We start from the raw sequence: 12,369 nt of genomic DNA on the forward strand, positions 1-12,369 counted from the left end.
ATGCGCGCAACGGGCACCGCGGATGTCTCGATCACCGGCATGGGCGGACAAAGGCCCGTTTTTTCTCAAGGCGACGCGCTCCTGCAGAGCGAAACGAAAAACCGCAGCCTGGATCGCTGCAGTTTTTCATATGGGCACCTCTATGTAAACGTTCTGGGAGAAGTCCCGGGATGCCTTCTCCTGAAACGGTAAGCAGGGGGTGCTGGATACTGCAATATACGCAGTTCCTTCCCTGCCGGTGCCGGTCCAATTGCAAAAAGCGCGTTTGTCACGAACGCACGAACACTGCACACGCAAAGGGGGCGTCAGTCTCTGTCGCGCGATTTCCCTCTGTTGCCGCCGGACTTGTCGTCATCATCTTCGTCGCGGTCGTCGTCATCACGCACTTTTTTTTCGTTTCTGTCCGACTTGCTGTCGTCCTTTTCTTCCAGGCCAATCGGAAACACCGGCTTTTCTTCCTGCGGATCGATGACTGGCCTTACGGGCGGTTTGGGTTCCACCTGCTTTTTCGGTTGGACGGTTTGCTTTGCAGGTGGCGTTTTAGTTTCTGTCTTGGTCTTTTGCTCTTTTTTCTCTGTCGTCTGCGATTTTACCTTCTTCGCCGGTTTCGTCTGCTGCTCCCCCGTTGTTGTTACTGATGATGAATGAGTGCTCTTTGGGGGCACAGGCGGACCAAACACGGCAGGCGCCACCTCAGGCGTTTCTTCGCCAGCCGTCGAACCTTGCTGGTAATCGTCCGAGTTCTGCTGCTGATCGCTGCTGCCCATAAAGAGCAGAAATACGAGCAGACAGGCGGCAACTGCACCGCTTCCGATCCGGGCCATCCAGACGTACGCCCGCTGCCACTTCGACGATTTCTCGGTGGCAGACGCCGCCTGTTTCACCTCCAGCTTGGGCAGAGATTCCCGCTTAGGGGATGATGCTTCTGCCGGCCGGACCGATTCTGACTCCAACTGCGGTAGGATCGCGTCCACCAGGCTGTATGGTGGTGTGACAGGGGGAAGTTGTTCCAACTGCTCAGAGACTCGTTTCAAACGGTCGTACGCAAGCTGCAGATCGGGATTGTTCCGGAGCATGGCAAACAGCTTTTCCCGCTCTTCCGGTGAGAGGTCCCCATCCATATCCCGCTGCATCCACTCCCAGACTTCTTCATCTATCATCTACCGATCCCCCCTTTCTGATAGTCGTGCAACAACTCCTGCAGTTGTTGTCTGGCCCGAAACAAATACGACTTGACCGTATTCAGCGGCAGATCCAATGTCTCGGCAATCTCTTGGTAGGACAAATCCTCAAGATAGCGGAGCACCACCACCATGCGGTACTGATTGGGCAGTTTTTTGATCGCCTGCTGAATATCGCTCGACAAACTGGTGAGAAGGATTTCATCTTCTACGTTGTTTCGATCAGGGATGATGAGCTCATGCTCGTCAATCGAGACCGTTTCCTTCATGGCGCGAAATTTATCCATGCAAACGTTGTTGACGATCCGTTGCACCCATGTGGAAAACCTTGCCTTTTCCTGGTACGTGTCCAGCTTTCGATAAATCCGGATCAACGCTTCCTGGGAGGCATCGAGAGCGTCCTGTTCATTTCCTAGGATATAATAAGCGCTGCGGTAAACAGAGGCCTCAATCGATCGGAGCAGCTCGACAAGCGCGTCGTGATCCCCGGCTTGCGCCATCCTGATCAGCTCTGCCTCTCGCATAATCTCCTCTCCCTCCTACAGACGGGGCGCTGCTGAAAAAGGTTGCAAGCATTTATGTATCGGTAATTTGCGTTTGCCAGTGCACCGCTCCCCTGCGTATGACCAGGGTGACTGCCCCATGCAGATCCGTTCGGTAAACATTTGCCCCTGTATCCATCAAACGCTTGACCACGACGGGCGAGGGATGCCCGTAGCGGTTGTTTCGGCCGGCCGAAATGACGGCGGCTCGCGGTTTTGCTGCGGCCAGAAAAGCGGGAGAGCTGGATGTGCTGCTGCCGTGATGCGCCACTTTCAATACATCGACGGGCGACAGCAGGCTGCGGGCAAGCAGCCGCTCTTCCCCTGACCGTTCAATATCGCCAGTAAACAAAACAGTCGTGCCATAAGCGGTAAGACGAAGCACGACAGAAGCATCGTTGCCCGTATGTGTCAAATCTCCGTCCGGGTGAAGCCAGGCCCACTCCACACCGGGTACATCCGTCCATGTCTGCCCAGGCCTTCCGGTCAGGACAGGTACGCGTTTTGCGCGGAAACGTTCGAGAATCGCGGCTTCCTCGTCACGGGGAGGTGAACCGTTGACAAGCACCGAGCCAAATGTAAAGTGCGGCACCAGCGCTGCCATCCCTCCGATGTGGTCGTGATCCCCGTGCGTCATTACCACATGGTCGATCCGTTCGATCCCCCGCGCTCGCAAAAAAGGCAACACGACGTCTTTCCCCACATCAAACGGATCACGTCGCTCCCGCCAGGATTCCCTGGCTGGGTACCGGGGTGTTCCACCCGCATCTATTAAGTATACCTTCTTTTTACCAACTTCGACAACGATAGAATCTCCTTGATCGACGTCAAGAAACGTGATCCGCACTTCGTCCCCGCCGGCGAACGGCTGTCTCGCGGCCACGAGCAGCAACAGAAACAGGCCCGCATACAGCCAGCGGTCCCTCGGACGATGGTAGCCTCGCCACCACAATACAGGCAGTGCCGCGAGAAAAAGCCCGTACAGCACGATCCACCACCACTGGGGATGCGGCCAATGGGAAAACGGCACGGTCTGCGCCTCCAGCCAAAACAGCGGCCCGTGCAGCCAGTCCAGCAGCGCGGAAGCCAGCTGGGCGGGCAGCACGGCCAGCGCCGGGTGAATCAGTCCGAGCAATAGCGCGAGGTAGCCTGCAGGCAGCACCACCATTGAAAGCAGCGGCACGGCCAGCAGGTTGACCAGCCAGGAGAGCGGTGAAAACTGATGAAAATGGTAAATGAGAAACGGGAACGAGACAGCCTGCGCGGCAAAGGTGACGGCCAACGACGTGCGCAGCCACTCGGGCCCCCGCGTGAAAAACTGGCGGCCGACGGGCACGAGCACAATCAGCCCCAGTGTCACGCCAAACGAGAGCTGGAACCCCAGGTGCCACAAGTAGTACGGATTGAACGCCAGCATCAACAGCAGCGCCCACCCCCACACCTGCCTTCCCTCCGTCTGCCGGGCTCCAGCCTGACAGAGCAGGCCGATCGCTCCCATGATGCCGGCGCGCACCGCGGAGGCACTGGCCCCCACGATTAGGACATAGCCGACAAGCAGCACTGTCGTCAGCACCAGGGCCGTCCGGCGCGGCATCCCCGCCCGCTCTGCGATCCACACGAACATCCCGCTCACCAGCGTCACGTGCAGCCCGGAAATGGCCAGCACGTGACTCAAGCCAAGGTTGTCGTACATCTCTTCCGTTGCCGGCGACACCCCGTCCGTGATGCCCAACAGCAGCGATTGCATGTAACCGGCTGCTTCCTGGTCTGGAAACAGCAGGGCAATGCGGTCGGCAGCTGTCGTCTGCCACCGCCGAAACAGCATCATTACACCCGACTCGGCCGGCTCCATCCGGACGTCGCCGTACTCCGCTTTCGCCACGATACGCACGCCCTGCCACCGCAGATAGCGGGCGTAGTCAAACGCATGGGGGTTGCGGGCCGACGACGGCAGCGACAGCCGGACCGTAGCCGACAGGCGGCTGCCCTGCATCCACCGTTCCACCTCATGCGCTTCCGGCTCACGGGACAAGCGGACCCGCAGGGCGATCCTCTCCGCTGTCGCCATGTCGGTCATCTGCCGCCCGGTTTTCCCCCATGTTTCGACCGACAGAAAAAACCGGGCCGTATCGCCGTCGCGCTTCACTGGCGAATCAATGACACCGGCGACCGCGATCGACTCGCCGTCCTCCGCCAACGGCAGCAGCGTCGAACGCTGGAGATAGTCGTACCCTTGAAAGTAAAGACCTGCTAGAATACAAATGAGAGAATGATAAAGCATCCGCGTGCGATGCGGGCGGGGCAGAAAGAGGCACACTGCCGACGCAGCGGCGGCTAATAGTGCCAGCCAGGCGGTTTGCAGGCAGGCCCCCGCCAGCAGCCCGCAGACTGCCGCAAGGCTCACGGTAAAAACACTCACCAACGACACCCCCGTGTCACGTGTCTGAGACATCGAGTGTACACAAGGGGGATGGGACAAAAAAACAGTGCAAAAAAAGCGTGCCAGCAATAACAGACCCGCATGGTTCGCTCAGAGGGAGGACAGTCATGACGAGGAAAAGTTGGGATGAATACTTCCTGGACATTGCCGAGCAGGTGTCAGCCCGTTCCACGTGCAACAGACTTCACGTCGGCTGCGTTATCGTGAAGGACAAGCACATCATCGCCACCGGCTACAACGGTTCCATCCACGGACACGATCACTGCGAAGACGCAGGCTGTCTTCTGGGAGACGACAACCGCTGCCATCGGACGATCCATGCTGAGACAAACGCCTGCCTGCACGCAGACCGGGACAGCCTCAAGGGTGCCACCGCCTACGTGACGCATGAACCGTGCGAAAACTGCTCCAAAATCCTGGCCCAGGTTGGCATCAAGCGAATTGTCTACCGCCATGCCTACCCAAACAAATGGAACCGGTACTTTCTCAAGGATCTGGAAGTCGTCCACATGCCGCCGCAACCGGTGCAGAGTAATTGACGCTCGTGGATGAAGCGAGGCATTTCCCGCCCCAAGCTCCCGTCCGAAAAACCGGGCGGCGTACACGACCTGCCCGTTTTCAATCACGCGTGGTGTCTGAGTCACGGTACCCTCGGGGACTGCACTTGCTACGGAGTCAGCTTGGGCATTCGGAGCGATTGCGTTGACCGTCAATCCATGATAGAGTTAGCTAGAGCAATCAGTGAGAGGAAGAGTCATTTCATATGTGTGGAATCGTATCAATCTACAACAAGCGCCAAGCGCCCGTCGCCCAAGAGACGATCGGCGCGATGACGCGTGTCATCCTGCACCGCGGTCCAGACGATGATGGCTTTCACCTGGAAGACAACATCGCCCTGGGCTTTCGTCGTTTGAGCATCATTGACGTGGAAGGCGGCCATCAACCGCTGTTCAACGAGACGCGTGACATCTGGATTATCGGCAACGGCGAAATCTACAACTACAAGGAACTGCAGCACTGGTTGAAGGGGTGCGGACACGTTTTCCATACCGATTCCGATATCGAAACCATTCTGCACCTGTATGAAGAGGTGGGAATGGATGCACCGAAACACCTGCGCGGGATGTTTGGTTTTACCATCTGGGACTCCCGCAACAAGCGGCTTTTCGGCGCACGCGACCACTTCGGCATTAAGCCGCTCTACTACGTGGAGACGAATGACGCGATCGCCGTGGGCAGCGAGATCAAGAGCCTCCTGGAACTGCCCGGAGTCAGCAGGGAAGTAAACCACACCGCGTTTTATCATTACTTGACGTTTCAATACGTGCCCGATCCGGAAACGATGTACCAGGGCATCTACCGCATCCCGCCCGCCCACTCGTTCGTGATTGAGAACGACCAGATTCGACTGCAGCGCTACTGGGATGTCGAGTTCAAGCCGGACGAAAGCAAGCCGTTCTCCTACTTTGTGGAAGGCACGCGCAGCATTCTGCTCGAATCCGTCGACAAACACCGCGTCAGCGAGGTACCGCGCGGCGCATTTCTGTCCAGCGGCGTCGACTCCAGCAGCATTGTCGGCATGCTGCGTACGTTTGAACCGGTGAAGACGTTCTCCGTCGGCTCTGACATACCCGGTTACAGCGAGCTGGATTACGCCCGCCGTACCGCCCAATATCTCGGCACCGAACACCACGAACTGGTCGTCAACGCGCAGCGCTACATGGACGAACTTCCCCGTCTCGTCTGGCACCAGGACGAACCGGTGGCCGACCCGTCCGCCATCCTTCTCTATTTCGTCGCGCAGATGGCCAGCGAACACGTCACTGTGGTGCTCTCCGGAGAAGGCGCCGACGAATTTTTCGGCGGCTACAACATCTACCGCGAACCGCACTCGCTGCGCATGTTCTCCCGGATGCCCGGCTGGATGCGCCATTCCATCCGCTATCTTGCAGAAAAGCTGCCGGAACAGGTCAAGGGCAAAAACTTCCTGATCCGCGGTTCGAAGACGGTGGAAGAACGCTTCTTTGGCAACGCCCTGATCTTTACCGAAGAGATGAAGGAACGAGTCGTCATGGCTGATATTCGCCGCTCCGAGGAGTACCGTTCCCCGTGGACGGTCACGGAAGAGATCTACAAACGGGCGAGTGCGTACGACGACGTCACCAAAATGCAGTACCTGGACATTCACACCTGGCTGCGCGGCAACATCCTGATGAAAGCGGACAAGATGACGATGGCCAACTCGCTGGAGCTGCGCGTTCCGTTCATCGACGTCAAGGTGTTCGAATTTGCCGCAACCATCCCGACCAAGTACAAGATCGCCAACGGCACCACCAAGCACGTGCTTCGTGAAGCGATGAAAGATTTTCTCCCGCCGGAAATCAAGACGCGCAAAAAGCTGGGCTTTCCTGTGCCGACGCGCCACTGGCTGAAAAACCACTTTTACAAGTGGGCCAAGGAGATCATCTTCGAATCCAAGGTGGACGATTTGATCAACAAGGCGTACGTTCTGTACATGCTGGATGAGCATCGCGAAGGCAACGCCGACTACAGCCGCAAAATCTGGACGATTTTGATCTTCATGCTGTGGCATCAGATCTTTATCGAGCAGAAATACAACTTTGGACCGTATGTCAGCCCCAGCGTGGAAATTCGCCGCAAAAAAGAATCGCTGCAAAACTTGGGATAACACCAACACCTGACCAAACGGCTTCGCCCAAAGATGCTTCGGGCGGGGCCGTTTTTCAATGGTTTGCATATCATTTGCACACCCCTGCTGTCTTTTTGTAGCATCCGGATAGAGAGCCTTATGACGCCTTCACGGCATGCCGGACGAGACGCAAGGGGGTTTTTTTATGCTTTACGAATGGTGGGAACGATACCGGCGCATCGCGATCGCCGCAGCCGTCATCCTGTTTGTGGGCATCAGCATCTGGCTGTACCATGCGCAGCAGGCTGGGACGACAGCGGACCTGCCGCTGCAGGAAGCGTTTGCCTCTGTCGGGGACGGCCAATCTGCATCGGGCGAAACGTCCGCTTCGGTCGAGCCGCCTTCTACTGCCGGTACACAACAACACTTGTCCGATCCACCAGGCGCGGTCGGGGCCGTTCCTGCTCCTCGGCAGGACGTGGCACATCAGGGGCAGCCGCGCGATACAGGCGCTCCTCCCCTGTTCGTGGACGTCAAAGGTAAGGTAAAGCAGCCCGGGCTGTACCAGTTTGAGGCCGGGGCTCGGGTCGCCGACGCCATTGCCCGGGCAGGAGGACCCGCGCCGGATGCCGACGTGGAGCAGATCAATCTGGCCGAACCGCTGACGGACGGCAGCGCTGTCCTGGTGCCGGCCAAAGGCAGTCCGGCCTCTCCCTGCGGCCAGGCGGCGGCCCACTCCGCAATCGTGGAAACAGTGGGAACGGGCAGTTCGCTCGGCAGCGCAGCCGCGGGGAGTTCGACCGGCGCTTCCGGGGGCGGAAAAGCTGGCGGCGCACAGCCCGTCAATCTCAATACTGCCAGTCTGGAAGAATTAATGACGCTGCCCGGAATTGGCGAAGCGCGGGCCAAGGCAATCCTGGCCTACCGGACAGAACACGGAGCGTTCCGTTCGCCGGAGGAATTGAAACGAATCAGCGGCATCGGCGACAAGATGTACCAGCGCCTGAAGGATCACATCCGCGTCCGCTAGTGATGGTCATGTTCCGTCTCCTGTACACATACAATGGGGAGAGAACCAGCGAGGGAGGAATGGACATGGACAGGATCGGGTTTATCGGCACGGGCAACATGGGCAGCATGCTGATCGAAGCCCTGCTCGCGGCCAAAGCCCTGTCTCCCGGCCAGATCATTGCGAGCAATCGCACCCCCGCCAAAGCGGAATGGTTGGCCGAACGTCACCCCGGACTGACCGTAGCTGCCAGCAACGCCGACGTTGCCCGCGGTGCCCGTGTGCTGCTGCTGTGCGTCAAACCGTTCGAATACAGGCAAGCATTGGAACAGACTCTTCCGGCACTTACGCCGGAACACACCCTGCTGACGATCACCAGCCCCGTCAGTTTGAAACAGCTGGAATCGCTCGTCCCCTGCGCCGTTGCCCGTATGGTGCCCAGCATTACGAATGCAGCCGGCAGCGGCGTCAGCCTGTTTGAATTTGGGTCAAGAATCGACAGTGACACGCGGGAAGGCATACTGGACCTCTTCTCCCAGATCAGCAATCCGGTGGAAGTGGCGGAGCCGTTTTTGCGCATCGCGTCCGACATCGCCAGCTGCGGCCCAGCCTTTGTCAGCTATATCCTGCGCGAGATGATCAATGCCGCCGTCGAAAAAACCGGCATCTCCGAAGAAGCCGCCGCTTATCTGACGTCTCAGATGCTCATTGGCATGGCCGACCTGTTGAAACAGGAGATGTTTACCCTGTCCGCGCTGCAGGAGCGGGTCTGCGTACCGGGCGGCATCACCGGCGAAGGGCTGATCCCCCTGCGCGAAGCCGTGCCTGGCATGTTTCGGCAGGTGTTTGAACGCACGCACGCCAAATTTGCCGAAGATCGCGAGCACATGGCCCGCCATCTTGAGACGCCGCCCGACTGACACCAAATAAAAGGCGCGTTCCCTGCCGGAACGCGCCTCATTTGGTTGATGCAATTGTCTCCTGTATCTTTTACTGCCGATTAAAACGTGCTCAATCGATGCGGATTTGTTACTTGACCACGATGTTGACCAGTTTGCCAGGGACAGCAATCACTTTTACGATCGTTTTGCCGCTGGTCAGCTCCTTGATCGTCTCGTTGCTGACGGCCAATTCTTCCATCTGCTCTTTGGTCGCGTCGGCCGGGATGCGCAGTTTTTCCCTGTTTTTGCCGTTGATCTGCAGCACGATTTCCACTTCGTCTTCCACCAGTTTGGATTCATCGTACTCCGGCCACGGTTCGTACGCAATCGTATCGGTGTGGCCCAGTTTTTCCCACAGTTCTTCGCCGATGTGCGGGCAAATGGGCGACAGCAGCTTGACGAAGCCTTCCATGTATTTCTTCGGCAGCACGTCCGCCCGGTAGGCTTCGTTGATGAAGATCATCAACTGGGAGATGCCCGTGTTGAAGCGGAGCGCCTCGTAATCTTCCGTCACCTTTTTCACGGTTTGGTGGTATACGCGCTCCAGTGCGGCCGACTCGCAGTTATCCTTGATTTTTTCATTCAAGCGGCCGTTGTCGTCAACGAACAAGCGCCATACGCGGTCGAGGAAACGGCGCGCTCCGTCAAGCCCTTTGGTGGACCAGGCGATGGAGGCGTCCAGCGGCCCCATGAACATTTCGTAAAGGCGGAGCGTGTCGGCGCCGTGGCTTTGCACGATCTCGTCCGGATTGACCACGTTTCCTTTGGACTTGCTCATCTTTTCGTTGTTCTCGCCGAGGATCATGCCCTGGTTGAACAGCTTCTGGAACGGTTCTTTCGTCGGCACGACACCGATGTCGTACAGGAACTTGTGCCAGAAGCGGGCGTAGAGCAGGTGGAGAACGGCGTGTTCCGCACCGCCGATGTAAATGTCAACGGGCAGCCATTCCTTCAGCTTTTCCGGGTCGGCCAACTGCTGGTCGTTGTGCGGATCGATATAGCGCAGGTAGTACCAGCAGCTTCCCGCCCACTGCGGCATCGTATTGGTCTCGCGGCGTCCCTTCAATCCTGTTTCCTTGTCGACGACGTTGACCCATTCCGTGATGTTGGCAAGCGGCGATTCGCCCGTGCCGGACGGTTTGATCTCCTTGGTCTTTGGCAGGACGACGGGGAGTTCTTCTTCCGGCACCACTTTCATCGTACCGTCTTCCAGGTGGATAATCGGAATCGGCTCACCCCAGTAGCGCTGACGGCTGAATAGCCAATCGCGCAGGCGATAGGAGACTTTGCGCGCTCCCTTGCCGTTTTCCTCCAGCCATTCGATCATCTTGTTGATCGCCTGCTCCTTGTTCAACCCGTTCAGGAATCCGGAATTGACGTGCTCGCCGTCGCCGGTATAGGGCGCTTTGGTCACGTCTCCGCCGACGATCACTTCCTTGATCGGCAGGCCAAACGCCTGGGCAAACTCGTAGTCGCGCTCATCGTGTGCCGGTACTGCCATGATGGCACCTGTACCGTAGCTGACCAGCACGTAATCGGCGATCCAGATCGGCAGCCGCTCCCCGTTTACCGGATTGATCGCGTACGCGCCGGTAAACACCCCGGTTTTTTCCTTGGCCAGGTCGGTGCGCTCCAGATCGCTCTTCCGTTTGGTCTGCTCCAGGTACGCATCCACCGCCTGCTTCTGTTCCGGCGTCGTGATGGTGTTCACCAGCTTGTGCTCCGGCGCGAGCACCACATAGGTGGCACCAAACAGCGTATCCGGGCGGGTGGTGAAGACGGTGATGGTCTCGTCGTGACCCTCGATTCCAAAGACGACTTCCGCCCCTTCCGAACGGCCGATCCAGTTGCGCTGCATCTCCTTGATGCTTTCCGGCCAATCCAGTTCTTCCAGGTCTTCCAGCAGGCGGTCAGCGTAAGCCGTAATCTTCAGCACCCACTGCTTCATCGGGCGGCGTTCCACCGGGTGGCCGCCGCGCTCGCTCTTCCCGTCGATGACTTCCTCGTTGGCCAGCACAGTTCCCAACGCAGGGCACCAGTTTACCGGCACTTCATCAATGTAGGCCAGTCCATGCTCGTAGAGCTTCGTAAAGATCCACTGGGTCCATTTGTAGTAGGCCGGGTCGGTCGTGTTTACCTCGCGATCCCAGTCGTAGGAAAAGCCCAGGGATTTGATCTGCCGGCGGAAGTTGTCGATGTTGCGCTGCGTAAACTCCGCCGGATCGTTTCCGGTGTCGAGCGCATACTGTTCGGCCGGCAGGCCAAAAGCGTCCCATCCCATCGGATGGAGAACGTTGTAGCCCTGCATCCGTTTCATCCGGGACAGGATGTCAGTAGCCGTATAGCCCTCTGGATGGCCGACGTGCAGTCCTGCGCCGGACGGATACGGAAACATGTCGAGCGCGTAAAACTTCTTCTTGTTCTTGTCTTCCAGGGTTTTAAACGTTTTGTTCTTCTCCCAGTAGTCCTGCCACTTTTTTTCGATCTCCTGATGATTGAAAACCATTGTGTCGCACTCCCATCGTAAAAAGATGACAAAAATAAGAAAACCTCCCGCCCCTGGCGCACTGCCGAAAGGGACGAGAGGATTATGCACTCCCGCGGTACCACCCTACTTGATGAACGTATCGTTCACCCGCTTGTTGTCCCTATCGCGGACGAGACGCTCCTCCTTACGCAGCCGGCGAAACCAGCCGGCCTTCGGGCGGAGTGCTTCGAGGCGAGTTCGGAAAGTCCCAGGTTGACTCGCACCTGCCGTCAACTCTCTGATGCCATGGGAGCCTTTCGTACTACTCCTCTTCAACGCATACTCATGTTTGCGGTTGTATTCCGATTATAGACAATCCGTACCAACCGTGTCAACGCTCGGGTCGACGCGCGGCAAAAAACAGCCGTTCGCTGGTTTCGTGCGGCGGAAGACCGGTAAAATCGGCCGTGATCTCCACGTCGACAAACCCCGCGTCCGCCAGCCAGCGCAACAGCTGAACCGGCTGGTACGCACGCTGCCAGTGCTCCTCCTCCACACGCTGGTACAGCCCGTCCGGTTGGCGCAGGAAAAAGGTGAGCTGGTGCTCCACCTCCAGCCGAATCGGGTCGCAGAAACATTGCCAAATGTACGAAACTTCGTCATCCACCAGCGTAAACGTCTGATTGCCGAACACGTGCAGCATCTTGTAGGGGCTGTGAACGTCAAACAAAAACGTGCCGCCGGGATTCAGATGCTGATAGACACGTTCAAACGTCAGCTTGACGTCTTCCTCTTCCGTCAGATAGCTGAGCGAATCGCACAGGGAAATGACGGCGTCGGCAGCGGGCAGATCCAACTCCCGCATGTCCTGCTCCACCCAGGTGATTTGAACCTGCTCCCGCCTCATTTTGTCATAAGCCACCGCCAGCATCTCCGCCGAGAGATCCACCCCCGTCACCCGGTAACCGCGTTTGGCGAGCGGAATGGCGATGCTGCCCGTTCCGCAGCCAAGGTCGATTACCTGCCGGGGTTTTTCCCGCTTTTCCCAGACCCGCTCCAGCCAATCCAGCCACTGATCGTAGGGGGAATCGGCCATCAGCTTATCGTAGACGGACGCCAAATGCGCGTACGCCATCGCC

General features: G+C 58.0%; 9 protein-coding genes and 1 other annotated feature. Of the genes, 4 read left to right on the forward strand and 5 right to left on the reverse strand.

The features are described 5' to 3' along the window. Positions 1–305 precede the first annotated feature (305 nt). From Q7F15_RS13110 to Q7F15_RS13120, 3 genes are read right to left on the reverse strand one after another with little or no spacing between them, the layout of a single operon-like run. Positions 306–1,160 (reverse strand): anti-sigma factor family protein, encoded by an 855-nt coding sequence (locus Q7F15_RS13110; RefSeq protein WP_304414455.1) that lies wholly within the window; start codon positions 1,158–1,160, stop codon positions 306–308. Beyond that, complete coding sequence (locus Q7F15_RS13115) at positions 1,157–1,705, reverse strand: RNA polymerase sigma factor (protein ID WP_171565353.1); 549 nt, start codon at positions 1,703–1,705, stop codon at positions 1,157–1,159. The genes Q7F15_RS13110 and Q7F15_RS13115 overlap by 4 nt, the downstream gene beginning before the upstream one ends. 52 nt (positions 1,706–1,757) lie before the next feature. Then, positions 1,758–4,142, reverse strand: coding sequence for a DNA internalization-related competence protein ComEC/Rec2 (locus Q7F15_RS13120; protein ID WP_230076753.1), 2,385 nt, complete (start codon positions 4,140–4,142; stop codon positions 1,758–1,760). 128 nt (positions 4,143–4,270) lie between these two features. Between Q7F15_RS13120 and Q7F15_RS13125 the strand changes: the two genes are divergently transcribed. The 4 genes from Q7F15_RS13125 to comER all read left to right on the forward strand — a co-directional run bounded on the left by Q7F15_RS13125 (position 4,271) and on the right by comER (position 8,742). After that, positions 4,271–4,702, forward strand: coding sequence for a deoxycytidylate deaminase (locus Q7F15_RS13125; protein ID WP_171565355.1), 432 nt, complete (start codon positions 4,271–4,273; stop codon positions 4,700–4,702). A 224-nt stretch (positions 4,703–4,926) separates the two neighbouring features. After that, a complete protein-coding gene (gene asnB, locus Q7F15_RS13130) occupies positions 4,927–6,852 on the forward strand; it encodes an asparagine synthase (glutamine-hydrolyzing) (RefSeq protein WP_171565356.1) in 1,926 nt (641 codons plus the stop codon). A 166-nt stretch (positions 6,853–7,018) separates the two neighbouring features. Continuing rightward, positions 7,019–7,843, forward strand: a complete 825-nt coding sequence (locus Q7F15_RS13135; RefSeq protein ID WP_171565357.1) for a helix-hairpin-helix domain-containing protein — start codon at positions 7,019–7,021, stop codon at positions 7,841–7,843. A gap of 65 nt (positions 7,844–7,908) precedes the next feature. Next, positions 7,909–8,742, forward strand: a complete 834-nt coding sequence (gene comER / locus Q7F15_RS13140) for a late competence protein ComER (protein WP_212132413.1) — start codon at positions 7,909–7,911, stop codon at positions 8,740–8,742. 109 nt (positions 8,743–8,851) lie between these two features. Here the strand turns inward: comER and leuS are convergent, their stop codons facing one another. Both leuS and Q7F15_RS13150 read right to left on the reverse strand, forming a co-directional pair. Further along, positions 8,852–11,269, reverse strand: a complete 2,418-nt coding sequence (gene leuS, locus Q7F15_RS13145) for a leucine--tRNA ligase (protein WP_171565359.1) — start codon at positions 11,267–11,269, stop codon at positions 8,852–8,854. 66 nt (positions 11,270–11,335) lie between these two features. Next, positions 11,336–11,575: a binding site (T-box leader), on the reverse strand. A 46-nt stretch (positions 11,576–11,621) separates the two neighbouring features. Continuing rightward, a complete protein-coding gene (locus tag Q7F15_RS13150; protein ID WP_171565360.1) occupies positions 11,622–12,365 on the reverse strand; it encodes a class I SAM-dependent DNA methyltransferase in 744 nt (247 codons plus the stop codon). Positions 12,366–12,369 lie beyond the last annotated feature (4 nt).

The organism is Brevibacillus aydinogluensis (assembly GCF_961514395.1).
Lineage (GTDB): Bacteria > Bacillota > Bacilli > Brevibacillales > Brevibacillaceae > Brevibacillus > Brevibacillus aydinogluensis.

Coding starts and splice junctions, on each gene's coding strand:
- Q7F15_RS13110 (WP_304414455.1), bottom strand. CDS start 1,160: ATGATAGATGAAGAAGTCTGGGAGTGGATGCAGCGGGATATGGATGGG.
- Q7F15_RS13115 (WP_171565353.1), bottom strand. CDS start 1,705: ATGCGAGAGGCAGAGCTGATCAGGATGGCGCAAGCCGGGGATCACGAC.
- Q7F15_RS13125 (WP_171565355.1), top strand. CDS start 4,271: ATGACGAGGAAAAGTTGGGATGAATACTTCCTGGACATTGCCGAGCAG.
- asnB (WP_171565356.1), top strand. CDS start 4,927: ATGTGTGGAATCGTATCAATCTACAACAAGCGCCAAGCGCCCGTCGCC.
- Q7F15_RS13135 (WP_171565357.1), top strand. CDS start 7,019: ATGCTTTACGAATGGTGGGAACGATACCGGCGCATCGCGATCGCCGCA.
- comER (WP_212132413.1), top strand. CDS start 7,909: ATGGACAGGATCGGGTTTATCGGCACGGGCAACATGGGCAGCATGCTG.
- leuS (WP_171565359.1), bottom strand. CDS start 11,269: ATGGTTTTCAATCATCAGGAGATCGAAAAAAAGTGGCAGGACTACTGG.
- Q7F15_RS13150 (WP_171565360.1), bottom strand. CDS start 12,365: ATGGCGTACGCGCATTTGGCGTCCGTCTACGATAAGCTGATGGCCGAT.